The sequence below is a fragment of the Streptomyces sp. NBC_01723 genome (assembly GCF_036246005.1).
In the GTDB taxonomy this organism is placed as follows: Bacteria; Actinomycetota; Actinomycetes; order Streptomycetales; family Streptomycetaceae; genus Streptomyces.
The window spans coordinates 706,213-730,049 of record NZ_CP109171.1; the positions used below are offsets into that span (position 1 = coordinate 706,213).

Consider the following 23,837-nt stretch of genomic DNA (forward strand, 5'->3'; position numbering starts at 1 on the left):
ACACGTGCCCATCGCCCAGAACCCGTTGTCCGTCGAGGTGACGCTGCCGCGGGAGGAGATCGCGCTGCTGAAGGTGGCGGGCTACCTGGACGTCGACACCGCGACCGAACTGCAGCATCACCTGGCCAACCAGCTCCACCACGGCCGACGGCACTTCCTGCTGGACCTGTCGGAGGTCCCGTTCATGGACTCCTCCGGTATGAACATCATCCTGCGGGTCTACCAGGAGGCCCGGGAGCTGCCGGGCAGTGTGCACATCATCGCACCCGCCCCGGCGGTGCGCCGCGTCCTGGACCTGACCGGGGTGAGCATCACCGTGCCGGTCTCCGAAAGCACCGAGGAGGCGCTCTCGCGCGTCGACGCGCAGCCGGAGGGTCCCGACGTGCCGGAGGCCTGAGCCCAGGCCCCGCCGGGCGGGGACCGGTCGTGCGGGAGCAGGTGTCGTGCGAGGTCGGAGGGTGGTTACAGTTGTCGCCCGGCAGAGTCACAGCACCGCCCGCACCGCTTCGTGCGTTGCGGGCGGCAGGAGCGGATGAGGAGTGGAAAAGGTGCCGGAAGAGGGAACCGCTGGATCGCCCACGCTTGAGGTCAGGGACTTCCTGCGGCGCCGCCGGGAGCAGATCGCCCAGCGCTGGGCGGACGAGCCCTTGTTCCGGGCCGTGTTCACCGTCTCGCGCGACGAGGCGGTCGAGGCGGGCAAGGCCGTGGTGGACGCGCTGGCTCAAGTCGCGGACGCGGAGCGGGTGGAGGATCCGGACGCCGCGGGATTCACGACGGTGCGCGAGCAGTTGGCGCGGATGGGCGCGGCCCGCTCCCGGGCGGGTCTGAGCAGCGCGCAGGTGTCGGGCGAACTGGCCACGCTGCGTTCGCCGGTCGAGAACCTGCTGCTGGCCGATCTGCCCGACGACTCCGTCGAGCACACCCGCTCCTGTCTCGCCACGCTGGGTGTGCTGATGGGCACCCTGCGCGTCGTGGTGATGCAGACGGCGCTCAGCGAGGGCCAGGCACTCATCGACCGGCAGCGGCTGCAGTTGCTGGAGGTCGCCACCCCGGTCATCAAGCTGTGGGACGGGGTCGTGGCCGTGCCGTTGATCGGCACGCTGGACAGCGCCCGTAGTCAGGTGGTGATGGAGACTCTGCTGGAATCCATCGTGGAGCAGCAGGCGCGCTTCGCGATCCTGGACATCACCGGAGTCCCGACGGTCGACTCACTGGTGGCCCAGCACCTGATGAAGACGGTCGCGGCGGCCCGGCTGATGGGCGCCGAGTGCATCGTCTCCGGTATCCGTCCGGCGATCGCGCAGACCATGGTCCACCTCGGTCTGGACCTGGGCAACGTGGTCACCCGCGCGAGCCTCGCCGACGCCCTCGGGTACGTGCTGCACGAGCTGGGGGTCGGCATCACGACCCTCGGTGCGAAGGGTGCGGTCGCGAGGTGAGCGAGGCGTTCGGGGGGCCCCACGGGGCTCCCGTGTCGGACCGCGTCCCGGTGCTGCGGCTCGCTGACGTGCTGCTGGTCACCCTCCAGGGCGACCTGCACGACAGTACGGCGCAGCAGCTGCAGGACGACCTCGCCGAGGCCATCGTGCGCAACGGCGCCACCGGCGTGATCATGGACATCTCCGGCGTGGAGATCGTCGACTCGTTCCTGGGCCGGGTGCTGGCGGAGATCGCCGGGCAGACCGACCTGCTCGCCGCGCGGACCGTGGTGGTCGGCATGCGCCCGGCGGTCGCCATCACGCTCGTGGAGCTCGGGCTGACGCTGCCGGGCGTGCACACGGCGCTCAACACCGAGGTGGCCCTGGAACTGCTCACGGGGCAGGCCCTGTCGTCCCGCTTCCGCGGCCTGCCCCGGGAGACTCAGTGATGCACACTGCCGCGGGCTCCCAGGCCCGCCTGCCGATCCGTTCGGACATGGATCTGGTGTGGGTGCGACAGCATGTGCGGCAGGCCGCCGCACAGACCGGCTTCGGACTGGTGGACCAGACCAAGCTGGTCACGGCGGCCAGCGAACTGGCACGCAACACGCTCGTGTACGGCGGTGGCGGAACGATGGAGACGGAGCAGCTGACCGACGGGGGCGCCCGGGGGCTGCGGCTCACCTTCGCCGACGAGGGACCGGGCATCGCGGATCTGGAGCAGGCGCTCAGCGACGGCTTCACCTCCGGCGAGGGGCTGGGCCTGGGGCTGGGAGGGTCCCGGCGGCTGGTGCACGAGTTCGCGATCGAGAGCGCCCCGGGCACGGGCACGACGGTGCGGGTGACGTCCTGGGTGGGCAGACCGCCGCGGCCGCGCGAGGAGTCCTGATGCCACGCGTGTGGGACGTGCCGGTGCACGACTCGACCCGGGTGCGTGACGTCAGGGTGGCCGCGGAACAGGCGGCGGCGCTGGCCGGACTGGAGGAGGGGCGCACCGCCACCGCGGCGCTGGTGGCCACCGAGCTGGCCACCAACCTGCTCAAGCACGCCGGGGGCGGCCGGGTCCTCATCGACGTCGTCGCTCCGCCGGTCCTCGCCGGCGACCGGGACGGAGCCCGGCTCGTACAGGTCACCACGGTGGACCACGGCCCCGGGATCGCCGACGTGCCCGCCGCCCTGGGGGACGGTTTCACCACCGCGCGCTCCCTCGGTGCCGGTCTGGGCACCTGCGCGCGTCTCTCGGACCACTTCGACCTGCACAGCGTTCCGGGGCGGGGCACGGTGGTGGCCGCCCGGATCGGCGCCGTACCCGACGGCCCGGTCGCCGAGCCGGGCCCGGCGGACCGGGTGCGGGCCGGCGGCGTCAACCTCCCCTTCGGCGGGGCGCAGTACTCCGGCGACGCCTGGGCCTGGGTGCGCGCGGGCGACCTGGTCACGCTGATGCTGGCCGACGGTCTGGGCCACGGCCCGGAGGCGGCCCGTGCCTCGACCACCGCCGTCGAGGCCCTGCGCGACGCGGCCCACGTCACCCCCGCGGACGCGCTGCGGCGGCTCGACCGGGCGCTGACCGGCACCCGCGGCGCGGCCGTCGCGGTGGCCCAGGTCGACACGCGGGCCGGCGTGCTCAGGTTCGCCGGCGTCGGCAACATCGGGGCGCGGCTGTGCGAGGGCGGCGCCTGGCGCCACCTGGTGTCCCGGCCCGGCATCATCGGCACCCACCGGCCCACGACCCTGCGTGAGGAGACGGCGGACTGGGCGGACGACCGGGTGCTGGTGCTGCACAGCGACGGTCTGCCGAGCCGCTGGACGCCGACGTCGGAGACCTGCAGCACGACGACCGACCCGGCGGTGACCGCCGCCGTCACCCTCCGCGACGCGAGCAGCCCGGCCCGCCCCGTGCGGGACGACACCGCGGTCGCCGTGCTGGCCCCCGTCCCGGCGGACCGCCCATGACCCGTACCTGGCAGATCAGCGACATCACCGACGCGGCCCGGGCGCGCGTCGCCACCGCGCGGCTGGCCGCGGCCTGCGGCGTGCCGCCGCTGGAACGCACCCGGCTGACGGCCGCGGTCGGCGCGCAGCTGCGGCTGTGCCTGACCAAGGGCGGCACCTGGCGGCTTACCCTCACGACGCGGCCGGCAGGCCGCGCCGCGTCGGAGGCCGGGAAGGGCGCCCTGCACGCCGTGGTGACCTCGCCGGACGCCGCCGCCGCGGGCGAGCCGCCGTGGCAGGTCACGGTGGTCTGCCCCGAACCGGCCACGGATCTCCGGGACGGCGCCGTGCCGGACGACGCGGCCGGGCTGGCGGAGGCCCTGCTCGGTGCCGACGAGGACACCGCGCTGGTGCTGGAGCGGCTCGGCGAGCAGGAGGACCTGGTCGACTTCCACCGCGAGGAGTTGCAGCAGACCAACCAGGGCGTCGTGGCGCTGCACGCGGAGCTGGACGCCGCCGGGCGGGCCCAGCGGGAGGCGTTCGCCGCCGAACGCAAGGCGCGCACGGCGGCGGAGAACGCCCGGCGCCGGCTGACCTTCCTGGCGGACGCGAGCGCGGTGCTGACGGCGTCCCTGGACCACCACGAGATCGTGCGGCGGCTGCCGGAGCTGCTGGTGCCCGAGTACGCGGCGAGCGTCGACGTCTGGCTGTTCGAGCAGGACGACGGGCGGCCGGTGCAGGCGCATCCGGCGGCGGCCGTGGTCGCGGCCCGCACCGGGCGGCCGCAGTACGCCGCCACGCACCCGGGGGGCCTGCCCGGCGTCCAGGACCAGCCGCCCTCGGCGCTGGACCCGGACCGGCCCGCGCTGTGCATCCCGCTGCCGACCCGGCAGGCGCCCCAGGGCGTGGTGACCCTGTCACCGCCCGGGGAGCCGTGGGACCCGGACGACGCCGTCATGCTGGTGGAGCTGACCCGGCGGGCGAGCATCGCGATCGACCACGCCCAGCGCTACCAGCACAACCGCGACATCGCGGAGACGCTCCAGCGGGCCCTGCTGACGGAGCTGCCCTCCCCGGCGGGCCTCGGGCTGGCCGCCCGCTATCTGCCGGCCACCCACGGGCTGAACATCGGCGGCGACTGGTACGACGCCTTCCGCCAGCCCGACGGCGGGGTCATCACCGTGGTCGGTGACGTCACCGGGCACGGGCTGCGCGCCGCCGTGATGATGAGCCAGCTGCGTACCGCGCTGCGGGCGTACGCCGTGGACGGCGGCAGCCCGGGGCGGCTGCTGACCCGGCTGCACACGTTCCTGCACCATCTGCAGCCCGACCTGTTCGCCACCGCCGTCATCGCGCGTTTCCACCCCGACGACCCGACCCTGACGTGGGCCGCCGCCGGCCATCCGCCGCCGGTGCTGCGGACCCCCGACGGTGAGGTGCGGATCCTGGACGACAAACCCGGCGCGATGCTCGGCATCCCGCTCCGCCAGGAGATCGCCGACCACACGGTGCCGCTGGCGCCCGGTTCCACGCTCGCGCTGTACACCGACGGTCTGGTGGAGCGCCGCGCCCAGGGCATAGACCCCGGTATCGGGCGACTGGCCGACGTGCTGGGCTCGTTCGCGCCGGCGAAGCTGGAGACGGACCTGGAGGGTGCGGCGGACGGGCTGCTGGATCCGCTGCTCAGCGACTCCGAGCGGGACGACGACGTGTGCCTGCTGCTGTGCCACCTCCGCGGCCCGGCCTGACCGGCGGCACCACTCCCCCGGCCACGCCTGCACGATCGCACCCGCCTGCCGCACCCGGCTGGCCGCACCCGCGTGGACGCGATGGGATGGTCGAGGTGCGAAGCAGCGATCCAGGGGCAGGCGAAGGGCGTTCGCGGCGGAACGTCCGACGCCGCAGAAAGGGATGAACACCGTGACACGACCCAGGATTCTGGTGGTCGGCGCAGGTTTCGCCGGCGTCGAGTGCGTCCGCCGACTGGAGCGGAAGCTCGCCCCCCGAGAAGCCGACGTCACCCTGGTGACACCGTTCTCCTACCAGCTCTATCTGCCCCTGCTGCCCCAGGTCGCCTCCGGGGTGCTGACCCCCCAGTCCATCGCGCTCTCCCTGCGCCGCAGCAGCCGCTACCGGACCCGGATCATCCCGGGCGGCGCCATCGGGGTGGACCTCAAGGCGAAGGTGTGCGTGGTGCGCACCATCACCGACCAGATCGTCAACGAGCCCTACGACTACATCGTCCTCGCGCCCGGCAGCATCACCCGCACGTTCGACATCCCGGGACTCACCGACAACGCCTTCGGCATGAAGACGCTGGCGGAAGCCGCGTACGTCCGCGACCACGTCATCTCCCAGCTGGATCTCGCCGACGCCAGCCAGGACCCGGTCGAGCGCGCCTCCCGGCTCCAGTTCGTGGTCGTGGGCGGCGGTTACGCCGGTACCGAGACCGCGGCCTGCCTCCAGCGGCTGACGCACGCGGCCGTCAAGCGATACAACCGGCTCGACCCGAGTCTGATCAAGTGGCACCTGATCGACATCGCCCCGAAGCTGATGCCCGAGCTGGGCGAGAAGCTCGGGCGCGACGCGCAGGAGGTCCTCGCCCGGCGCGGCATCGAGATCTCCCTGGGCGTCTCCATCGAGAAGGCCGGGCCCGAGGAGGTCACCTTCACGGACGGCCGGGTGGTGCCGACCCGCACGCTGATCTGGACGGCGGGCGTGGTGGCGAGCCCGCTGATGGCCACGCTCGGCGCGGAGACGGTCAAGGGGCGGCTCGCGGTCACCGCCGAGATGTGCCTGCCGGACCACGACGGGGTGTTCGCCCTCGGCGACTCCGCCGCCGTGCCCGACCTCGCCAAGGGCCAGGACGGCGCGGTGTGCCCACCCACCGCCCAGCACGCGATGCGGCAGGGCCGGCACGTCGCCGAGAACCTCATCGCCACCCTGCGCAACCAGCCGATGCGGCCGTACGTGCACAAGGACCTCGGTCTGGTCGTGGACCTCGGCGGCACCGACGCGGTCTCCAAGCCGCTCGGCATCGAGCTGAAGGGCCTGCCGGCGCAGGCCGTGGCCCGCGGCTACCACTGGTCGGCGCTGCGCACGGGCGTGGCCAAGGCCCGGGTGGCGGCCAACTGGGCGATCAACGCGGTGGCCGGCGACGATTTCGTCCGCACCGGCTTCCAGGCCCGCAAACCGGCCAAGCTGAAGGACTTCGAGTACACCGACGCCTATCTGACCCCGGAACAGGTACGGGAGCAGGTCGAGGGGGCGGGTCTGAAGGAGCGGTGACCCCGCGGCCGGGAGCGGCCGGCGGCATGACATGCTGAGAAGTGGATCTCGGCGTGAACCGGCCGGGAATCGGCTGTGAATCGGGAGAGTGTACGGCGGCGTGAAGGCAGCGGGGCGCTCGGTGCGGACACGGCTGCGGGACAGCGTCGCCGCGTCCGACCCCGGGCTGTTGCGGCTGACGGCGGGACTGCGGACGGTGGGCGCCATCGCGCTGACGCTGGCGGTGCTCGCCGTGTTCGGCGTGGACGTCAAGCATCTGGTGGCGGGCGCCATGGCGGCGATGGTCGCCACGTTCGCCATCCGGGAGAAGGAGCTGGGCCCGCAGGCCGTGACGCTGGCGCTGGGCCTGCCGGTCGCCCTGGCCTCGGTGTCGCTCAGCGCGCTGCTGACCTCGCGGGTGGTCCTCGGCGACGCGATCTTCGTCGTCCTGATCTTCTGCGCGGTCTTCGTCCGCCGGTTCGGCGACCGCGGCACCGCGCTGGGGCTGATCGGCTTCCAGGTCTACTTCGTGTCGCTGTTCGTCGGCGCGAAGGTGTCCGGGCTGCCGGCCCTGTGGACCGCCATCGCGGTGGCGTTCGCGTCCAGCGCGGTGGTGCGCTTCGGGATCGTACCGGCGACGCCGGCGCGGATCCTGCAACGGCTGCGGCAGGCGTTCCGGGCCCGCCTGGCGCAGCTGATCGCCACACAGGCCGAGCTGCTGGACGCCGGTCCCGACGACATCGAGAAGACCCTGGAGCGGCTGCGCGAGGGCACCGCGCGGCTGCACGAGACGGCCCTGATGATCCAGTCCCGGCTGGAGGAGGGCACGCCCGACGAGTCCACCGCTCGGCTGGTGCAGCGGCGCATCGCGGACGCCGAGATCGCCGCCGAACGGCTGGGCCTGCTGCTGCTGACCGCGCGCAGCGCCGAGCGGGCGGACACCCTGACGCTGCATCTGCCGGGGGCGCCCGCGCCCACGGTGGGCCACTCGCCGGCGCCCGGTGAGGCGACGGACATACTGCGCCGGGACCTGGCTGCGCTGCGCACGCTGGTGCTGAAGCCGCCGGCCGAGGCGCGCGGAACCGCGCTGTCCCATCTGCGCAACCGGCTCCTGGGCTACCGCGACGAGGAGAACCTGCCCGAGGCGACCCCGGCCGTCCAGGACGTCTTCCGCGGGATCGGTGAGAGCGCGCGGGCGGTCATGGGACTGCGGATCGCGCTGGACGGGCCGCAGGACGAGTCGGACGACTCACCGGCGACGGCCCGTTCCCGGGAGGAGCTGGACGCCGAGGACGCGGCGATCGACGCCGGCGAGGAGGCGGCGGCCGAGGACGAGCCGACCGGGCTCAGGCGGCCCACGACGCGGGCCGCGGTGCAGGTGGCGGTGGGGTCGTCGCTGGCCATCGTGGGCGGTGAGTTCCTGTCGACGCAGCGCTGGTACTGGGCGGTCCTCACCTGCTGGATCGTCTTCATCAACACCGCGTCCACCGGCGAGATCCTGGTCAAGGGCTACCGCCGGCTGCTGGGCACCGTGCTGGGGGTGGTGGCCGGCATCGTGCTGGCCGGTCTGGTCGGCAACCACACCTGGACCGCGTTCGCGCTGGTGCTGGTGCTGATCTTCGCGATGTTCTACACGGCGCCGCTGTCGTACACGCTCATGTCGTTCTTCGTCACGGCGATGCTGGGGCTGCTGTACACCCTGCTGCACACGTACAGCATGTCGGTGCTGCTGCTGCGGGTGGAGGAGACGGCGCTGGGCGCGGCGTGCGGGATCGTCGCGGCGGCGCTGGTGCTGCCGATACGGACGGACCGGCGGACGAACGAACTGCTCGGCACGGTGCTGAAGCGGCTCACCGACGTCACCGAGGGCGCCGTCGACCAGCTCAGTGGCGGTCCCGCGGCCGACCTGCTGGACACGGCTCGGGAGCTGGACCAGGCGCTCGGCGACCTGCGGGCCGCCGTGCAGCCGCTCACCCACCCGATCACGCCGCTGCGCTCGCGGCGCAACACGGCGCAGTACGTGGTCGCGCTGCTGGAGACCTGCGCCTACCACGCGCGGTCGCTGGCCGCGACGGCCGAGCTGCTGCCCACCCACCCGTCGATCGCGGCCGACCCGAGGCTGCGCGGGGCGGTGCGGCGCACGGTGCGCAACATCGAGGCGATCGCCGCCCACGTCGAGGACGAGGACACCGTGACCGAGGTGGAGACCGGCCCCAGCATCGCCTCGCTGCTGGAGCCGGACGCCGCCGGGACGCCCCGGTACGGCAGGATCACCGGCCGGGTGCTGCGGCACCTGGAGCGACTGGACGAGGCGGTGGTCGGCCTCGCCCGGCCGCTGGGTGTGGCCGTGAAGACTCCGCGGCGCTGAGTTGGCGGCGCCGGGCGGTCAGAAGTCGCTGGGCAGACCGCTCGCCTCGGCGATGCCGCGCAGTTCCTCGTTCTGCCGGTGGCGTTCCTTGAGGTAGTCGGCTATCTCGCCGAGGCGTTCGGGGTCGGCGGCGGTGGTCGCGTCGGTGACGACCCGGACCGGGCCGGTCTCGTCGGTGCTGATCTCGACGACTTCGTTGTCCAGCCGCCCGGTGACGGCGGTGGCGATGACCAGGGCGGCCTCGTCCCTGATCTCCTGGGGCAGTGCCTCGGCGTTGTCGCCGTCCAGGGAGAAGTCGATGCTCGGCATCTGCTGCTCGTCGATCGCCTGGAGGACCGGTTCCACCACGCTGAGCAGCAGCTGGTAGTCGTCGTTCGGCATGCGGACGCGCAGGAGGTCGAGGTAGACGTCCACGGGACGTCCGTCCGGCGGAGGAATCTCGTGTTCGTTCATTCGCCCCGTGTTCCCCGTGGTGCCCGGCTCAGACGCGGCGCCAGCGTGCCAGCGCGAAGGAGAACACCCCGAACAGGACCAGACCCGCCGCGACGCAGGCCAGGAGCCAGGGTCCGAGCGGGGTCTCGGCGAAGGAGCGCAGGGTGTCGTCCAGCCCCTTGGCCCGGTCGGGCTGGTAGTCGACGGCGGCCCGCACGGCGAAGGCGCCCGCCGCGGCGAACACGGCCCCGCGTGCCACGCCGCCGCCCACACCGGTGATGTCGAGCAGCTTCCGGGACCGGGCGCTCAGGGCGCCGAGCTTGAGCTTCTTGTGATAGGTGCGGCGTATGGCCTGGACGGCGATCACCACTCCGGCGACCGCGATGCCGGCGGCGGCCAGGCCGACGAGCCAGCGTCCGGCCGGCATCTCCATCACCCTGGCCGTGATGTCCCGGGACTGCTTGTCGCTGGAGCCGCTGCCACCCGAACCGGCCGCGAAGGCCAGCACGGAATAGGCGACGAACGCGTAGAACACGCAGCGGGCCGCGGCCGGCGCCCGCTTCTTCGCCTTGTGGCCGTCCTTGCCGGTGGCGCCGAAGGCCGCCTCGGACAGGCGCCACAGGGCCATGCCGACGAGCCCGATGCCCAACGCCCACAGCAGGAGGGCGCCGAACGGTTTGTCCGCCAGCTCCTCCAGGGCGCCGCCCCGGTCCGCCTGCCGGTTTCCGGTGCCGAAGGCGATCTGCAGGGCCAGGATGCCGACCAGCAGGTAGATGACTCCGCGAGCGGTGAGCCCCGCCCTGGCGGCCCCCTCGGCCGCCGATCCGTTCGCGGCCCTCCGGGCGGTGCCGCGGCCTGTGCGTGCCATGACTCGTGCGTTCATGTGGACCTCCCCTCCCGGACTCCGCATGCCCCGGCATCGGCCCCGCACGCAGGAGATCCGGTCTGTGTCGTCCCGGTGCCACCGCTCGCCGGACATGCGCCGGCCCGCACACCGCCCAGCGGTGTGCGGGCCGGGGTTCACGCCCCGCCCGGCGTCCCGTGCCGGGTCAGCAGGCCGCTCCCGCCGGTTCGGCGGGCCGCCCCCGGCCGGTCACCGCGGCCGGGACGGGGGCTGCGGGCGCGCTCGCCGCGAGCAGGCGGCGGGCCGCCTCCAGAGCCGCCCGCACGTCGCGCGTGCCGGTCGACACGCACAGTGTGTACTCCAGGTCGCGGGTCGCGGGGCCCGGTCCGCCGGTGGAGTCGAGGGGTTCGCTCGCCGTCGCCGCCTCGTACCGCTCGACGAGGGCGCGCAGCACCGCGGGGTGGGGCATCAGCATGTGTGGGATCCTCCTCGGGCCCGCGCGGCCCGTGCCGCGACGCCGCCCTCGTGGCTTCGGTCAGTTCTGCGGGGGCCGGCCCGCACGCTCGCCCATCGCCTCGTCGCGCACGCGGGCGCAGCTGCGGCTGATGAGGCGCGAGACGTGCATCTGCGAGATGCCCAGCTGGTCGGCTATACGGCTCTGCGTCATGTCCTCGAAGAAGCGCATGTAGAGGATGGCGCGCTCGCGTTCGGGCAGCCTGCGCAGGCCGGTCTTGGCGGATTCGCGGTCGATCACGGTGTCGTAGGAGCCGTCGGCCGCGCCGAGGGTGTCGGCGAGGCTGTAGCCGTCGTCGCCGGCCGACAGCTCGGCGTCCAGCGACAGGGTGCTGAAGCTCTCCAGGGCCTCCATGCCGGCGCTCACCTCGTCCTCGGTGAGGCCGGTGTGGGCGGCGAGCGCGGCCACCGAGGGTTCGGGGCTGCCCGGGCTCTGGGTGAGTTCGCGGCGCGCCACCCGCACCTTGTTGCGCAGTTCCTGGACGCGGCGCGGCACCCGAAGGGCCCACATCCGGTCCCGGAAGTGACGCTTGACCTCGCCGGTGATGGTGGGCACGGCGTAGCTCTCGAAGGCTCCCCGCTCCGGGTCGAAGCGGTCGATGGCCTTCACCAGGCCGAGCGCCGCCACCTGGCGCAGGTCCTCCAGGGACTCGCCGCGGTCCCGGAACCGGCCGGCGATCCGGTGGGCCATGGGAAGCCAGGCGGTGACGAGTTCGTCGCGCAGGGCGTCCCGCTCGGGGCCGTCCGGGAGGGCGGCGAGGCGGCCGAAGCGCTCCATCGTGTCGGGGGCGTCGTCGTGCCGCCGACGGTTGGCTGCGGCGAGGGTTTCGGGACGTGTGGTGGGCGTTTCAACTAGCATGCGGATTCGCTCCTGAACGGTGGTCTCAGGGGACTTGCCGCGGGAACGGGCACCCGTCCGGAGCGATCCGGAGGCTGAGCGGCATACCGCTCCCGCCGCTGCGCCTCCGGTCCGAAGCACGAACTTGCGACTGCCCCTCACCCGGTGGAACAAACTCCGCTTGCGGAAAAGTACTCAGGACAGCGGAACGAGCACGGTGATGCACTTGCCGCCGGCGGGAAGATCTGCCACCCGCACGTCGTGGGCCAGCCGGCAGACGATCGGCCAGCCCCGGCCGCCGACGCGGCGGCGGCCCTGGTCGTCGGTGGCCGGCACGGCCACCGGCAGGTCGTGGCTGCGGTCGCTGACCGACAGGCGCACGCCGGGCCCCTCGACGTCGACCCGGAAGTCGGTGATGCCGCCGCCGTGCAGGATCGCGTTGGTGGTCAGCTCCGAGGCGACCAGTACGGCGTCCGAGAGGGCGTGCGCGCCGTACCGGACGGGACCGTCGACGCCCCAGCGCCCGGTGACGGCGCGTTCGACGGCTCTGCGGGCGTCGGCGGGCCGGCACGGCCGGTACCGGTCCGCGCCGTACTGATCCACGGCGGCTTCGGTCGTGTGCCTGTCGCACATACGTCCGCTCCCTGATCGGTGCCATGAGCCTTCGGTCCGGGCCGTGCGCCGTGGTGGGCGCCGTACGGACCCGTCACTTCCGGCTGACCTGTGGCCGCACCGGCAAACCTCGGGCCCTCCTTATGGCCCAACGGCCATCCGGGCGCCCTGCGCGGGTACGCGGAGTACATGACGGATGTTGTGGACTCGGACGAACTGCTCCGCCGGATGCACCGGGCGAGGACCCGTGCGCTGGAGGAAACACGGAACTGGCGGGACCGGAGCGCGGAACTGCGGCCGACCGATCCGGAGGGATCCCGGGAGGCCGCCGTACGGGCGGTGGCGTACGAGGCCGTTCTGCGGGTGCTGGACGAGGTACTGACCCCGGGGCGCCACCCGCAGTAGGCCCCCCGGGTCGCAGTGAGCGACGGGGCGGATTGACGCCGTCCCGGGCGGGAAACCGGCCCGGCATGACCGTCGACCACACCCGTGCACCCGTCCTGGAAGCTCTCGACACGTACCGCCGCGAGGGACGGCTGTCCTTCACGCCTCCGGGTCACAAGCAGGCGCGCGGCGCCGACCCCGCGGTCCGCGAGGTGCTGGGCGACGCCGTCTTCCACGGTGACGTGCTGGTGACGGGCGCTCTGGACGACCGGCTCACCCGGGGGAGGGTGCTGCGGCGCGCCGAGGAGCTGATGGCCGACGCCGTCCACGCCGACCACACCTTCTTCTCGACCTGCGGCAGCTCCCTGTCGGTGAAGGCGGCGATGCTGGCGGTCGCGGGACCGCACGAGAAGCTGCTGATCGGCCGGGACGCCCACAAGTCCGTGGTGTCGGGGCTGATCCTGTCCGGCATCGAGCCGGTCTGGGTGGAGCCGCGCTGGGACGGCGAGCGGCATCTGGCCCACCCGCCCTCCGCCGAGAATTTCGAGCAGGCGTTCGCCGCACATCCCGACGCCAAGGGCGCCCTGATCACCAGCCCCACGCCGTACGGTGCGAGCGCGGACCTGCGGGCCGTGGCCGAGGTCTGCCACCGGCGTTCGGTGCCGCTGATCGTCGACGAGGCGTGGGGCGCGCATCTGCCCTTCCACCCGGACCTGCCGTCCTGGGCGATGGACGCGGGCGCCGACATCTGCGTGACCAGCATCCACAAGATGGGCAGCGGTCTGGAGCAGGGCTCGGTCTTCCACCTGCGGGGTGACCTGGTCCCGGCGGAACTCCTCGGCATGCGGGCCGACCTGCTCGGCACCACCAGCCCCTCGGCACTGATCTTCGCCGGGCTGGACGGCTGGCGCCGGCAGATGGCGCTGGGCGGGCGCGAGCTGATGGGGTCGGCGCTGGAGCTGGCGGCCGAGGTCCGCGCGGCCGTCGAGGAGATCGACGGCATGCACGTCGACGACCGGGACGACTACTGCGGACCCGGGCTGGCCCACGGCTTCGATCCGCTGCCCGTGATCATCGACCTCGACGGGCTCGGTGTCTCGGGCTTCCAGGCCGCGGACTGGCTGCGCGAGCACCGGAGCGTGGTCGCGCACGTGACCGACCACCGCCGCATCGGCGCGCAGCTCACCCACGGCGACGACCAGGAGACCGCGGGGGAACTGCTCGCCGCGCTCAAGGACCTCGCGAGCGCCGCCCCGCGCCTGGGCCCCGCTTCGCGCGTCGAGGTGCCGTCGCCTGCCGGGCTGCGGATGCCTCAGGTGCGGCTGCCCCGGGACGCGTTCTTCGGGCCCACCGAGGACGTACCGCTGGAGCGGGCCGCGGGCCGGATCGCGGCGGAGATGATCACGCCGTATCCGCCCGGTATCCCGGCCGTCCTGCCCGGCGAACGGCTGTCCGAACCCGTCCTGCGGTACCTGCGCACCGGCCTGGACGCCGGGATGTACCTTCCGGACCCCAGCGATCCGTCGCTGCGGACGGTCCGGGTGGCCGCGGAGAACGGTGCCTGAGACGGTCCGTCCGTGCGTGAGTCCGGTCACGTACGCCCACCCCGGTTTCCCCGGACACCCCAGGATGGTTTAGCGTTCATCCATACGTGGCGACGGAGTCGACCGAAAGTCCTCCGCGGTCACCGCTGACAGCCCTGGCCGGCCTCCCCCGTCCGGCCAGGGCTTTTCATGCCCGCGCACCGCCGTCCCCGGATTCCGCACCGAATCCGTACGGGATCCGCCGTCCGCCGAATGGCCCAGCGCGCCGACAACGACTGAAATGGGCATAGGGAAAGCCCCGGAACCGAATCGCCGGCGAGGAGCCCCGTGCCATGACCAAAGCGATCAAACTCCTGACCGCCCTTCCCCCGGCCCAGCGCGAGCGGCTGATGGCGCTCGCGCGGGAGATCTCCTTTCCGGAGGACGCCCGGATCTTCGAGGCGGGCGACCGGGCCGACCGCTTCTGGGTCATCCGCTCCGGCGCGGTCTCACTGACCCAGCAGGTGACGTCCATGCAGAAGGTCACCGTCGCCAGCCTCGGCGTGGGCGACCTGCTCGGCTGGTCCTGGCTGTTCCCGCCCTACGAGTGGGACTTCGGCGCCGAGGCGTTCAGCCAGGTGCGCGCCTACGAGTTCGACGCGGCCACGGTGCTCGACCTGTGCGAGGAGGACCCGCACCTGGGCATCGTGCTGGTGCGGTCGGTCGCCGAGATCCTCGCGCACCGGCTGGAGACCACCAGGGGCCGGCTCATGGACCACTACGCGCTGCACGGGCGCGGGTCCCTGTAGGCGTACTCAGACGCGGTAGCGGCGCAGCGCCGGCACCGCGGCCGCCAGGGCCAGCATCACGACCACGACGAGCAGCCCGCCGCCCGTCACCGCCTCGCGCGCGCCGAAGGCGGAGCCCGCTCCGCCGTGCAGGACGTCGGCCAGCCGCGGACCGCCCGCCACGACGACGGTGAACACCCCCTGCATCCGCCCGCGCATCTCGTCGGTCGCGGCGGACAGCAGGATCGCCCCACGGAACACCATGGACACCATGTCGGCGACTCCCGCCACCGCCAGGAACGCCACCGCGAGCCACAGACTCCCGCTCAGTCCGAAACCGGCGACGGCGGCACCCCAGACGACGACGGCGCCGATCACCATCCAGCCGTGCCGCCGCGCCCGGGAGAAAGTGCCCGAGAACAGCCCGCCGGCCACCGCGCCGATCGGGATCGCCGCGAACAGCAGCCCCAGGGCGAGCCCTTCGCCGTACGGGGCGTAGGTTTCCGCGGCGAGCTGCGGGAACAGCGCGCGGGGCATGCCGAGGACCATGGCGACGATGTCGGCCAGGAAGGACAGCAGCAGCACCTTGTGCCCGGCGATGTAGCGGAAGCCGGCCACGATCTCGCGCACGCCCGCGCGCCCCACCGCCGTGCCCGCGAGCGGCGGGAGGGCGGGCAGCCGGTAGACCGCCCACACCGTGACGCACAGGGCCAGCGCGTCGATCAGGTACAGCTCGGGCAGTCCGATCACCGGGATGAGCGCACCGGCGAGCAGCGGACCGACCACCTGCCCGGTCTGCATCACGGTCGAGCCGAGCGCGTTGGCCGCGGCCAGTTCACCCTCGGGGACCAGCCGGGCGACGGAGGCGTTGCGGGCCGGGGCGTTGAGGCCCCAGAAGGCCTGCTGGAGCGCGAGCAGCAGCATCAGGGCGCCCACCGACTCCAGACCGGTGACCGCCTGCACCCAGAACAGCAGCGAGGTGACGGCGATGCCGGTGTTGGTGATCAGCAGCAGCTTGCGGCGGTCCATGGTGTCGGCGACGGCGCCGCCCCACAGCGCGAACACGACGAGCGGCAGCAGACCGGCGAGACTGGCGGCGCCCACCCAGGCCGAGGAACCGGTGATGTCGTAGATCTGCTTGGGCACCGCGACCGCGGTGAGCTGGCTGCCGACGGCCGTGACGATGGTCGAGGACCACAGCCTGCGGTAGGCGGGGCGGCGCAGCGGGCGGGTGTCCATCGCCCAGCGGCGCCACCCGCGCCGCGCCCCCTCGTCCGGGGCGGGGGTCTTCGCCGCCCCCTGCTCGGTCCCGCTCTCGCTGCTCTCGCTGGTGTCCACGCGCTTCCTACGTGCTCGATACATCTTTCGACTGCGGAGATCAGTGTCGCAGCTCCGTTCGAGCGGAGGGTCAGGCGTCGGCGATGAGGCTCACCCCGAGGACGATCATGGTGACGGCGACCAGCCCGTCCAGCACCCGCCAGGCCGCGGGCCGGGCCAGGAAGCGGCCGAGGTGGCGGGCGCCGAAGCCGAGGACCGCGAACCAGACCAGGCTGGCCGCGGCGGCGCCCAGACCGAAGGTCCAGCGCAGCGGGCCCCGGTCGGCGGCCACCGAGCCCAGCAGGAACACGGTGTCGAGGTAGACGTGCGGGTTGAGCCAGGTCAGCGCCAGGCAGGTGAGCACCGCCCGGCGGCGGGAGCCCGCGGTGTCGCCCTCCGTCCGCAGCGCGCCGGCCGGGCGGAACACGCGCCGGGCGGCGAGGGCGCCGTAGCAGAGCAGGAAGGCGCCGCCGATCCAGCCGACCACGGTCAGCGCGTCCGGCCACGCCACCACCACCGCGCCGACGCCGCCGACGCCCAGGGCGATGAGCAGGGCGTCGGACAGGGCGCAGATGCCGACCACGGCGAGGACCGCGTCGCGACGGATCCCCTGCCGCAGGACGAAGGCGTTCTGGGCGCCGATGGCGACGATGAGCGAGAGACCGGTGCCGAAGCCGGCGGCCGCGGCGGTGAGGGCGTTGTGCATGCTCTCGACGCTAAGCGGACGATCACCACAGGTACAGCTAAAGATTCTTACGTATCCTTAGCGCTCGTGATGACTCCGGAGACCGCGGATCTGCCGCTCGACCAGGTGCGCACCCTGCTGGCCGTGGTGGACGAGGGCACGTTCGACGCGGCCGCCGCCGCGCTGCACGTGACGCCGTCCGCGGTCAGTCAGCGGGTGAAGGCCCTGGAGCAGCGCACCGGCCGGGTCCTGCTGCTGCGCACCAAGCCGGTGCGGCCGACGGAGTCCGGCGCGGTGCTGGTGCGCCTCGCCCGCCAGGTCGCCCGGCTGGAGCGGGACGCGTACGCCGAGCTGGGGCTGAGCGGGGCGGCCGGCGAGCCCACCCGGGTGTCGATCGCCGTCAACGCGGACTCGCTCGCCACCTGGTTCCTCGGCGCGCTCACGGAGTTGCCGCAGGAGCCCCGGATCTGTTTCGAGGTCCGGCGCGAGGACGAGGCCCACACGGCGGCCCTGCTGCGGGAGGGCGCGGTGATGGCCGCGGTGACCTCCTCGCCCGAACCCGTCCCGGGCTGCGCCGTCCGGTTCCTGGGGCGGATGCGCTACCTGCCCTGCGCCGGCCCCGGATTCGCCGAGCGCCATTTGGGCGGGCCGCTGCGGGAAGCGCTGGGCGTGGCACCCGTGGTGGTCTTCGACCGGCGGGACGACTTCCAGGACGGCTTCGCCCGGCGGTTCGGGCACGAGGGCGCGAGCACCACGCGTCACTACGTGCCGACCTCGGAGGGCTTCGTGGAGGCCATCGCCGCCGGCCTCGGCTGGGGCATGGTGCCGGAGCCGCAGGCGGAGCCGCTGCTGCGTACCGGGAGGCTCGTCGACTTCGCACCGGACCTGTCGGTGGACGCTCCGCTCCACTGGCAGCAGTGGAAACTCGACTCCCCCGCGCTGGCCATGGTGGCCGACGCGGTGACGGCGGCGGCCCGGCGGGCACTGCGACGCTAGACACATCGCGGTGTCCGTGGCGTCGAGCCGGTTTCGGCCCGCTGTCGACAGGTCACCCGCATCGGAGTAAGCCATGCACGAGGGCGCCAACGAAACCGATCGCAGGTGACTTTGATGGACAACTGGCGAGAGCACGCCGCGTGCCGTACGGAGGATCCCGACCTGTTCTTCCCCATCGGCACCACCGGCCCGGCCGCTTTGCAGACCGAGCAGGCGAAGGCGGTCTGCCGCGGCTGTCCGGTCCAGGAGCAGTGTCTGCGATGGGCGCTCGACACCGGGCAGTCCATCGGCGTCTGGGGCGGGACCAGCGAGCTGGAACGCCGTGCGCTCAAGCGGCGCGAGGCCGTGCGCAGAAGGTCGGGCGCGTGACCGTCCGGGTGCGCCGCGTCTACGACCCGCCCGAGCCCGACGACGGAGTGCGGGTCCTGGTGGACCGGCTGTGGCCGCGGGGCGTGTCGAAGGACGCGGCCCGGGTGGCCGAATGGCCCAAGGGCCTCACCCCGTCGACCGAGCTGCGCCGCTGGTACCACGCCGGCGAGGGCTCCTTCGCGGAGTTCACCGAGCGGTACGAGGCCGAGCTGGCCGGGCCCCAGGAGACGGAACTCCTCGACCATGTGCGGGAACTGGCGAGCGCGGGCGACGTGACGCTGCTGACGGCGTCCAAGTCGCCCGGGGAGAGCCACGCCGCCGTGCTGCTCCGCCTCCTCGACGGGAAGTGAGGCGGCGGAGCAGCACACGGGCGGACTCCCCGTCGGTCAGGCCGTCCGGCGCGCCGCGTCGCGGCCCGCGGCCCGTCCGGAGAACAGGCATCCGCCCAGGAAGGTGCCCTCCAGCGCGTTGTACCCGTGCACCCCTCCCCCGCCGAAGCCGGCCACCTCACCGGCCGCGTACAGCCCCTCGACGGGCGTGCCGTCGGCGGTCAGGGCGCGGGAGTCGAGGTCGGTCTGGATGCCGCCGAGGGTCTTACGGGTGAGGATGTGCAGCTTGACGCCGATCAGCGGGCCCGCCGCGGGGTCGAGGATGCGATGCGGCCCGGCCACCCGGCCGAGCCGGTCGCCGATGTACCGGCGGGCGTTGCGGATGCCCTGGACCTGGGCGTCCTTGGCGTACGGGTTGGCCATCTGGAGGTCGCGGGCCTCGATCTGGCGCCGGATCAGGGCCGCGTCCAGGAGCGGCTTGTCGGTCAGCCCGTTCATCCTCTCGACCAGTTGCTCCAGGTTCGGAGCGGTCACGAAGTCGGGGCCCTTGCGCAGGAAGGCGTCCACCGGGGCCGGGGCACCCTTGCCGAGGACGCGTTCGCGCAGGAAGCCGGCCCGGTCCTTGGCGGTGATGTCGGGGTTCTGCTCGGAGCCGGAGAGCGCGAACTCCTTCTCGATGATCTTCTGGGTGAGGATGAACCAGGAGTGGTCGTGTTCGGCGAGGCCGTCCGCCGTGCGCAGGTGCCGCAGGGTGCCCAGGGTGTCGTAGCCGGGCAGGCAGGGCTCGGGCAGCCGGCGGCCGAGCGCGTCGAACCACAGGGACGACGGTCCGGGCAGGATGCGGATGCCGTGGCCGGGCCAGATCGGGTCCCAGTTCCGCAGGCCCTCGGTGTAGTGCCACATCCGGTCGCGGTTGACCAGGCGGGCGCCCGCGTCGGCGCTGATGCCGAGCATCCGTCCGTCGACGTAGGCGGGGACGCCGGTGACCATCTCGGCGGGCGGGGTGCCGAGACGCTCGGGCCAGTGGCTGCGGACGACGTCGTGGTCGCCGCCGATGCCTCCCGAGGTGACGATCACGGCCTGGGCGGTGAGTTCGAACTCGCCCGTCGCGTCACGGCTGGAGGCGACTCCGCGGGGCGAGTCGTCCTCGGCGAGCACCGTGCCGCGCACGCCGCGCGCGGTGCCGTCCTCGACGACCAGGTGGTCGACGCGGTGGCGGTGGTGGAAGGTGAGCAGTCCGTCGCGCGCGGCCTGCTGTGCGTACCGCACGAAGGGCTCGACCACGCCCGTGCCGGTGCCCCAGGCGATGTGGAAGCGGGGCACCGAGTTGCCGTGTCCGCCGGCCCTCAGGTCGCCGCGCTCGGCCCAGCCGACGGTGGGCAGGAAGGTGATGCCGTGCCCGGCGAGCCAGGACCGCTTCTCCCCCGCCGCCCACTCCACGTAGGCCCGGGCCCAGCGCACCGCCCAGGAGTCCTCGTCCTCGGTCCGGTCGAAGCCGGCGCTGCCCTGCCAGTCGTTCCAGGCCAGGTCGAAGGAGTCCTTGACGCCGAGGCGGCGCTGCTCAGGGGAGTCGACGAGGAAGAGGCCGCCGAAGGACCAGAAGGCCTGGCCGCCGAGGTTGGCCGCGTTCTCCTGGTCGAGCAGGGCGACCTTCCGGCCCCGGCTGGTCAGCTCGTGGGCCGCGACCAGGCCCGCCAGGCCCGCTCCGACCACGATGACGTCGGCATCCATGGCGACCGTCCCTTCCTTGTCCGTAGTGGCTCTGTCATTGACGAGCGCTGCCGTCGGTGAGCAGCGCGGTGAGCAGTTGTCCCAGCCAGGCCCGGGCGTGCCCGACGTCCCGGTCGAGGAGGAGTTGGGTGGTGACCCCGTCGTACGCGGCGACGACCGCGTGCGCGGCGCCCTCGGCGTCGCCCAGCACGGCGGGCAGGGCGGTGTGTCCGCGGGCCCGGGCGAGCCGGTCGGCGATCGCGCGCCGGAGGCGGGCCCGGTGCTCCAGCAGGGCCTCGGCGACCTCCGGGTCGCGGGCGGCGTGCACCAGGAAGTCCGTCTTCACCAGGAGCCAGTCCCGGTCCAGGAGCAGCACCTCGGTGACGCGGTCCACGGCGGCGGGCACGTCCAGGCCGGGTCCGTCCTGGGCGAGGGCGCCGGCCACCTGTTCCGCGATCAGGTCGGCCCGGTCCCGGTAGAGGGCGAAGAACAGTTGGTCGAGGGTGTCGAAGTTGGAGTAGAAGGCACCCCGGCTGTACCCGGCCGCCTCGCAGACCTCCTCGATCGACACCCGGCCGAAGCCCTTGGCCGCGAACACCGCGAACGCCGCGTCCAGGAGGTTCGCGCGGGTGCGCACGCGCCGCCTGGTCACCCGCCCGGTCGTCGCCTTCACCGCCATCGGCCCGGTCCCTTCCGCCGTTCGATGCGTGAATGTATCGGATACACCGGTGTATCCGACAGCCCCCGGACGTCGGCTCACGAACACGCCTAGAACGCATATTCGAATAAGGAGTACGCTGGTTCCATGACCACGCACCTCCAGGGCTCACTCTTCGACCAGACCGACGAGGTCCGGCTCGGCCCGCTGGACGGACTGCGCCGCACCCACCTCGGGGCGGGTGCCTGGATCGACCTGCTCCCGGGCTGGCTGCACGGGGCCGACACGCTGTTCGAGCACCTGGCCACCGAGGTCCCGTGGCGCGCGGAGCGGCGTGCCATGTACGAGCGGGTCGTCGACGTGCCCCGGCTGCTCGCCTTCTACGGCGCCGGCGACCCGCTGCCGCACCCCCTGCTGACCGAGGCCCGCGACGCCCTGTCCGCGCGCTACGCCGACGAGCTGGGCGAGCCGTTCACCACCGCCGGGCTGTGCCACTACCGCGACGGCCGGGACAGCGTCGCCTGGCACGGCGACCGGATCGGACGCGGCGCGCGCCAGGACACGATGGTCGCCATCCTCTCGGTCGGCGCACCCCGGGATCTGCTGCTGCGCCCGGCGGGCGGTGGCGGCGAGACCGTCCGCCGCCCGCTCGGCCACGGCGACCTGATCGTGATGGGCGGCTCCTGCCAGCGCACCTGGGAGCACTGCGTCCCGAAGAGCACCCGTGCCGCGGGCCCGCGCATCAGCGTCCAGTTCCGTCCGCACGGCGTGCGCTGAGGGGCGGACGGCCGTCACCGTGCCGGGTCTGCTTGGCTGGTCCGAGCAGAGCGGAAACGGAACGCGGGAGACCCCATGGGCGCGGACGTACGACAAGTGGCCGACGGCACCTACCTGGTGCACGGTTCGCACACCAACTGGGTGATCCTCACCGACGGCGACGCGGTGACCCTCGTCGACACCGGCTACCCCGGCGACCGGCGGCCGCTGCTCGACTCCCTGGCCGCGGTGGGCGCTTCGCCCGAGGCGGTGACGGCCGTACTGATCACCCACGCGCACAACGACCACCTCCGCTCCGCCGAGTACCTGCGCGCCGCCCACGGCACCCCGGTCCTGCTGCACGAGGCCGAAGTTCCCCACGCCCGGCGGGACTTCCTCCAGCAGGTGCCGGTCGGCACGGTCCTGCGCAACGCCTGGCGGCCGGGCGTACTGCCCTGGATGGTGCACGTGCTGCGCTCCGGCGGCACCGAGCAGCATCCGGTGACCGCGCCCGCGCCCTTTCCCCCGGGCGGCGCGCTCGACCTTCCCGGGCGTCCCGTACCGGTGCACACCCCCGGACACACGGACGGGCACTGCGCCTACCACCTCCCGGACGCCGGGGTGGTGATCTCCGGGGACGCGCTGGTCAGCGGACACGCCACCGCCAGGACCCGGGGGCCGCAGCTGCTGCCCGACATGTTCCACCACGACCGGGCGGGCACCCTGGCCTCCCTCGAGATCCTCGCCGGACTCGACGGCGACGTCCTGCTCCCCGGGCACGGGCCCGTCCACCGCGGCTCCGTCAAGGAAGCCGCGCTACTGGCCCGGGAACGCGCCGCCTAGAGTCTTGGCATGGCCTTGCAGATCAGCGCCACCAATCCGGAGCACCCCGCGCTCCTGCTCGAACTGCCGTGGCAGCTGCCGCTGGAGCAGTGGCCCGAGGAGTACCTCGTGCCGCTGCCGCGCGGCATCTCCCGGCACGTCGTCCGCTACGCCCGCGCCGGGGACGAGGTCATCGCCGTCAAGGAGCTGGCCGAGCGGCCGGCGCTGCGCGAGTACCAGCTGCTGCGCGACCTGGACCGGCTCGCCATCCCCGCGGTGGACGCGCTGGCCGTGGTGACCGGCCGCACCGGCACCGCCGGCGAGGAGCTGGAGCCGGTACTCGTCACCCGGCACCTCGGCGGCTCGCTGCCGTACCGGTCGATGTTCGAGACCACGCTGCGCCCGGCGACCATGCACCGTCTGATGGACGCCCTGGCCGTACTGCTGGTGCGGCTGCACCTGGCGGGGTTCGCCTGGGGCGACTGCTCGCTGTCCAACACGCTCTTCCGACGCGACGCGGGCGCCTACGCCGCGTACCTGGTCGACGCCGAGACCGGCGACCTGCACCCGCGGCTCAGCCCCGGTCAGCGCGACTACGACCTCGACCTGGCCCGGGTGAACATCAGCGGCGAGCTGCTCGACCTGGAGGCCTCCGGGGCGCTGCACCCGTCCGTCGACCCGATCGACTTCGGCACCGAGATCTGCGCCCGCTACCGGACGCTGTGGGAGGAACTGACCCGCACCTCGGTGTACCCGGCGGGCAAGTACCACTACATCGAACGCCGGATCCGGCGCCTGAACGACCTCGGTTTCGACGTGGCCGAGATGCAGATAGAACACGCCTCCAACGGCGACACGGTCACCTTCGTGCCCAAGGTCGTCGACGCCGGCCACCACCAGCGCCAGCTGCTGCGGCTGACCGGCCTGGACGCCGAGGAGAACCAGGCCAGGCGGCTGCTGAACGACCTGGAGAGCTGGATGGCCACCCAGGACGACTACGCCCCGGGCGACCCCCTCGGCGCCCGCCCGGAAGTCCTCGCCCACCGCTGGGTGCGCGAGGTCTTCCGGCCCACCGTGCGCGCCGTGCCGCCGGACCTGCGGGGCTCGATGGACCCGGCCGAGATCTACCACGAGCTGCTCGAGCACCGCTGGTACCTCTCCGAGCGGGCCCAGCACGACATCGGCCTGGACACGGTCGTCGAGGACTACCTCGTCAACATCCTGCCCAAGGCCCGGGAGACCCTTCAGCCCACGTCGGACTGACGACCCGGGCCGC

26 protein-coding genes are annotated in these 23,837 nt (G+C 73.2%); 17 read left to right on the forward strand and 9 right to left on the reverse strand.

The features are described from left to right. Positions 1-4 precede the first annotated feature (4 nt). The 8 genes from OIE75_RS03275 (at position 5) to OIE75_RS03310 (ending at position 8,985) form a co-directional block, all read left to right on the forward strand. Entirely contained in the window at positions 5-397 is a 393-nt protein-coding gene (locus tag OIE75_RS03275; RefSeq protein ID WP_307009471.1) for an STAS domain-containing protein, read from the forward strand. A 151-nt stretch (positions 398-548) separates the two neighbouring features. Further along, the gene (locus OIE75_RS03280) at positions 549-1,439 is read left to right on the forward strand and encodes an STAS domain-containing protein (protein ID WP_307009473.1); all 891 of its coding nucleotides are present in this window, start codon (positions 549-551) and stop codon (positions 1,437-1,439) included. Further along, entirely contained in the window at positions 1,436-1,867 is a 432-nt protein-coding gene (locus OIE75_RS03285) for an STAS domain-containing protein (protein WP_329469422.1), read from the forward strand. Before OIE75_RS03280 ends, OIE75_RS03285 begins: the two co-directional genes overlap by 4 nt. Beyond that, the gene (locus tag OIE75_RS03290; RefSeq protein WP_307009477.1) at positions 1,867-2,307 is read left to right on the forward strand and encodes an anti-sigma regulatory factor; all 441 of its coding nucleotides are present in this window, start codon (positions 1,867-1,869) and stop codon (positions 2,305-2,307) included. Before OIE75_RS03285 ends, OIE75_RS03290 begins: the two co-directional genes overlap by 1 nt. Next, positions 2,307-3,371 carry an ATP-binding SpoIIE family protein phosphatase gene (locus tag OIE75_RS03295; RefSeq protein ID WP_329469423.1) on the forward strand — a complete coding sequence of 355 codons (1,065 nt, stop codon included), beginning with the start codon at positions 2,307-2,309 and terminating at the stop codon, positions 3,369-3,371. Before OIE75_RS03290 ends, OIE75_RS03295 begins: the two co-directional genes overlap by 1 nt. Next, complete coding sequence (locus tag OIE75_RS03300; protein WP_329469424.1) at positions 3,368-5,098, forward strand: PP2C family protein-serine/threonine phosphatase; 1,731 nt, start codon at positions 3,368-3,370, stop codon at positions 5,096-5,098. The genes OIE75_RS03295 and OIE75_RS03300 overlap by 4 nt, the downstream gene beginning before the upstream one ends. A gap of 163 nt (positions 5,099-5,261) precedes the next feature. Further along, positions 5,262-6,638 (forward strand): NAD(P)/FAD-dependent oxidoreductase, encoded by a 1,377-nt coding sequence (locus OIE75_RS03305; RefSeq protein WP_307009483.1) that lies wholly within the window; start codon positions 5,262-5,264, stop codon positions 6,636-6,638. A 100-nt stretch (positions 6,639-6,738) separates the two neighbouring features. Further along, positions 6,739-8,985 (forward strand): FUSC family protein, encoded by a 2,247-nt coding sequence (locus tag OIE75_RS03310; RefSeq protein WP_329469425.1) that lies wholly within the window; start codon positions 6,739-6,741, stop codon positions 8,983-8,985. Between the two features lie 18 nt (positions 8,986-9,003). Here the strand turns inward: OIE75_RS03310 and OIE75_RS03315 are convergent, their stop codons facing one another. From OIE75_RS03315 to OIE75_RS03335, 5 genes are all read right to left on the reverse strand, one after another. Then, entirely contained in the window at positions 9,004-9,438 is a 435-nt protein-coding gene (locus OIE75_RS03315; RefSeq protein ID WP_125489495.1) for a hypothetical protein, read from the reverse strand. 28 nt (positions 9,439-9,466) lie between these two features. Then, positions 9,467-10,300 (reverse strand): DUF1206 domain-containing protein, encoded by an 834-nt coding sequence (locus OIE75_RS03320; RefSeq protein ID WP_307009488.1) that lies wholly within the window; start codon positions 10,298-10,300, stop codon positions 9,467-9,469. Positions 10,301-10,466: 166 nt separating this feature from the next. Further along, positions 10,467-10,736 carry a DUF5133 domain-containing protein gene (locus tag OIE75_RS03325; RefSeq protein WP_307009490.1) on the reverse strand — a complete coding sequence of 90 codons (270 nt, stop codon included), beginning with the start codon at positions 10,734-10,736 and terminating at the stop codon, positions 10,467-10,469. A gap of 60 nt (positions 10,737-10,796) precedes the next feature. After that, the gene (locus OIE75_RS03330) at positions 10,797-11,633 is read right to left on the reverse strand and encodes a SigB/SigF/SigG family RNA polymerase sigma factor (protein WP_307009492.1); all 837 of its coding nucleotides are present in this window, start codon (positions 11,631-11,633) and stop codon (positions 10,797-10,799) included. A gap of 174 nt (positions 11,634-11,807) precedes the next feature. Beyond that, positions 11,808-12,245: an ATP-binding protein gene (locus OIE75_RS03335; protein WP_307009494.1), complete on the reverse strand. Its 438-nt coding sequence runs from the start codon at positions 12,243-12,245 to the stop codon at positions 11,808-11,810. A gap of 168 nt (positions 12,246-12,413) precedes the next feature. On the opposite strand from OIE75_RS03335, the gene OIE75_RS03340 reads away from it, so the two are divergent. The 3 genes from OIE75_RS03340 (at position 12,414) to OIE75_RS03350 (ending at position 14,940) form a co-directional block, all read left to right on the forward strand. Then, positions 12,414-12,629 (forward strand): hypothetical protein, encoded by a 216-nt coding sequence (locus OIE75_RS03340; protein WP_329469430.1) that lies wholly within the window; start codon positions 12,414-12,416, stop codon positions 12,627-12,629. Between the two features lie 65 nt (positions 12,630-12,694). Then, a complete protein-coding gene (locus OIE75_RS03345; RefSeq protein ID WP_329469431.1) occupies positions 12,695-14,173 on the forward strand; it encodes an aminotransferase class I/II-fold pyridoxal phosphate-dependent enzyme in 1,479 nt (492 codons plus the stop codon). A gap of 311 nt (positions 14,174-14,484) precedes the next feature. Beyond that, positions 14,485-14,940: a cyclic nucleotide-binding domain-containing protein gene (locus OIE75_RS03350; RefSeq protein ID WP_125489499.1), complete on the forward strand. Its 456-nt coding sequence runs from the start codon at positions 14,485-14,487 to the stop codon at positions 14,938-14,940. Positions 14,941-14,946: 6 nt separating this feature from the next. Here OIE75_RS03350 and OIE75_RS03355 read toward each other — a convergent pair whose 3' ends face one another. Together OIE75_RS03355 and OIE75_RS03360 are read right to left on the reverse strand one after the other, a co-directional pair. Beyond that, the gene (locus OIE75_RS03355; protein ID WP_443078277.1) at positions 14,947-16,257 is read right to left on the reverse strand and encodes an MFS transporter; all 1,311 of its coding nucleotides are present in this window, start codon (positions 16,255-16,257) and stop codon (positions 14,947-14,949) included. Between the two features lie 70 nt (positions 16,258-16,327). Continuing rightward, positions 16,328-16,942: a LysE/ArgO family amino acid transporter gene (locus OIE75_RS03360; protein ID WP_329469434.1), complete on the reverse strand. Its 615-nt coding sequence runs from the start codon at positions 16,940-16,942 to the stop codon at positions 16,328-16,330. 69 nt (positions 16,943-17,011) lie between these two features. Between OIE75_RS03360 and OIE75_RS03365 the strand changes: the two genes are divergently transcribed. The 3 genes from OIE75_RS03365 (at position 17,012) to OIE75_RS03375 (ending at position 18,636) form a co-directional block, all read left to right on the forward strand. Continuing rightward, positions 17,012-17,917 (forward strand): LysR family transcriptional regulator ArgP, encoded by a 906-nt coding sequence (locus OIE75_RS03365; protein ID WP_329473925.1) that lies wholly within the window; start codon positions 17,012-17,014, stop codon positions 17,915-17,917. Between the two features lie 114 nt (positions 17,918-18,031). Continuing rightward, the gene (locus OIE75_RS03370; protein WP_122618739.1) at positions 18,032-18,286 is read left to right on the forward strand and encodes a WhiB family transcriptional regulator; all 255 of its coding nucleotides are present in this window, start codon (positions 18,032-18,034) and stop codon (positions 18,284-18,286) included. Then, on the forward strand, positions 18,283-18,636 hold the full coding sequence (locus OIE75_RS03375; RefSeq protein ID WP_329469437.1) for a DUF488 domain-containing protein: 354 nt from the start codon (positions 18,283-18,285) through the stop codon (positions 18,634-18,636). The genes OIE75_RS03370 and OIE75_RS03375 overlap by 4 nt, the downstream gene beginning before the upstream one ends. 36 nt (positions 18,637-18,672) lie before the next feature. On the opposite strand, the gene OIE75_RS03380 is transcribed toward OIE75_RS03375, so the two are convergent. After that, the gene (locus tag OIE75_RS03380) at positions 18,673-20,346 is read right to left on the reverse strand and encodes an FAD-binding dehydrogenase (RefSeq protein ID WP_329469438.1); all 1,674 of its coding nucleotides are present in this window, start codon (positions 20,344-20,346) and stop codon (positions 18,673-18,675) included. A gap of 34 nt (positions 20,347-20,380) precedes the next feature. After that, on the reverse strand, positions 20,381-21,004 hold the full coding sequence (locus OIE75_RS03385) for a TetR/AcrR family transcriptional regulator (RefSeq protein WP_307009508.1): 624 nt from the start codon (positions 21,002-21,004) through the stop codon (positions 20,381-20,383). A 126-nt stretch (positions 21,005-21,130) separates the two neighbouring features. Between OIE75_RS03385 and OIE75_RS03390 the strand changes: the two genes are divergently transcribed. The 3 genes from OIE75_RS03390 to OIE75_RS03400 all read left to right on the forward strand — a co-directional run bounded on the left by OIE75_RS03390 (position 21,131) and on the right by OIE75_RS03400 (position 23,824). Next, on the forward strand, positions 21,131-21,760 hold the full coding sequence (locus OIE75_RS03390) for an alpha-ketoglutarate-dependent dioxygenase AlkB (protein WP_307009510.1): 630 nt from the start codon (positions 21,131-21,133) through the stop codon (positions 21,758-21,760). 75 nt (positions 21,761-21,835) lie between these two features. Further along, on the forward strand, positions 21,836-22,582 hold the full coding sequence (locus tag OIE75_RS03395; RefSeq protein WP_329469440.1) for an MBL fold metallo-hydrolase: 747 nt from the start codon (positions 21,836-21,838) through the stop codon (positions 22,580-22,582). A gap of 9 nt (positions 22,583-22,591) precedes the next feature. Beyond that, positions 22,592-23,824, forward strand: a complete 1,233-nt coding sequence (locus tag OIE75_RS03400; protein WP_122618698.1) for a DUF4032 domain-containing protein — start codon at positions 22,592-22,594, stop codon at positions 23,822-23,824. The last annotated feature ends 13 nt before the right edge of the window (positions 23,825-23,837 follow it).

What these genes read in the sequence shown, in the direction of transcription:
- OIE75_RS03395 (WP_329469440.1), top strand. Translation starts at nt 21,836, where the DNA reads ATGGGCGCGGACGTACGACAAGTGGCCGACGGCACCTACCTGGTGCAC.
- OIE75_RS03365 (WP_329473925.1), top strand. Translation starts at nt 17,012, where the DNA reads ATGACTCCGGAGACCGCGGATCTGCCGCTCGACCAGGTGCGCACCCTG.
- OIE75_RS03370 (WP_122618739.1), top strand. Translation starts at nt 18,032, where the DNA reads ATGGACAACTGGCGAGAGCACGCCGCGTGCCGTACGGAGGATCCCGAC.
- OIE75_RS03345 (WP_329469431.1), top strand. Translation starts at nt 12,695, where the DNA reads ATGACCGTCGACCACACCCGTGCACCCGTCCTGGAAGCTCTCGACACG.
- OIE75_RS03340 (WP_329469430.1), top strand. Translation starts at nt 12,414, where the DNA reads ATGACGGATGTTGTGGACTCGGACGAACTGCTCCGCCGGATGCACCGG.
- OIE75_RS03390 (WP_307009510.1), top strand. Translation starts at nt 21,131, where the DNA reads ATGACCACGCACCTCCAGGGCTCACTCTTCGACCAGACCGACGAGGTC.
- OIE75_RS03335 (WP_307009494.1), bottom strand. Translation starts at nt 12,245, where the DNA reads ATGTGCGACAGGCACACGACCGAAGCCGCCGTGGATCAGTACGGCGCG.
- OIE75_RS03385 (WP_307009508.1), bottom strand. Translation starts at nt 21,004, where the DNA reads ATGGCGGTGAAGGCGACGACCGGGCGGGTGACCAGGCGGCGCGTGCGC.
- OIE75_RS03360 (WP_329469434.1), bottom strand. Translation starts at nt 16,942, where the DNA reads ATGCACAACGCCCTCACCGCCGCGGCCGCCGGCTTCGGCACCGGTCTC.
- OIE75_RS03380 (WP_329469438.1), bottom strand. Translation starts at nt 20,346, where the DNA reads ATGGATGCCGACGTCATCGTGGTCGGAGCGGGCCTGGCGGGCCTGGTC.
- OIE75_RS03315 (WP_125489495.1), bottom strand. Translation starts at nt 9,438, where the DNA reads ATGAACGAACACGAGATTCCTCCGCCGGACGGACGTCCCGTGGACGTC.
- OIE75_RS03290 (WP_307009477.1), top strand. Translation starts at nt 1,867, where the DNA reads ATGCACACTGCCGCGGGCTCCCAGGCCCGCCTGCCGATCCGTTCGGAC.
- OIE75_RS03320 (WP_307009488.1), bottom strand. Translation starts at nt 10,300, where the DNA reads ATGAACGCACGAGTCATGGCACGCACAGGCCGCGGCACCGCCCGGAGG.
- OIE75_RS03295 (WP_329469423.1), top strand. Translation starts at nt 2,307, where the DNA reads ATGCCACGCGTGTGGGACGTGCCGGTGCACGACTCGACCCGGGTGCGT.
- OIE75_RS03305 (WP_307009483.1), top strand. Translation starts at nt 5,262, where the DNA reads ATGAACACCGTGACACGACCCAGGATTCTGGTGGTCGGCGCAGGTTTC.
- OIE75_RS03350 (WP_125489499.1), top strand. Translation starts at nt 14,485, where the DNA reads ATGACCAAAGCGATCAAACTCCTGACCGCCCTTCCCCCGGCCCAGCGC.
- OIE75_RS03325 (WP_307009490.1), bottom strand. Translation starts at nt 10,736, where the DNA reads ATGCTGATGCCCCACCCCGCGGTGCTGCGCGCCCTCGTCGAGCGGTAC.
- OIE75_RS03330 (WP_307009492.1), bottom strand. Translation starts at nt 11,633, where the DNA reads ATGCTAGTTGAAACGCCCACCACACGTCCCGAAACCCTCGCCGCAGCC.
- OIE75_RS03300 (WP_329469424.1), top strand. Translation starts at nt 3,368, where the DNA reads ATGACCCGTACCTGGCAGATCAGCGACATCACCGACGCGGCCCGGGCG.
- OIE75_RS03400 (WP_122618698.1), top strand. Translation starts at nt 22,592, where the DNA reads ATGGCCTTGCAGATCAGCGCCACCAATCCGGAGCACCCCGCGCTCCTG.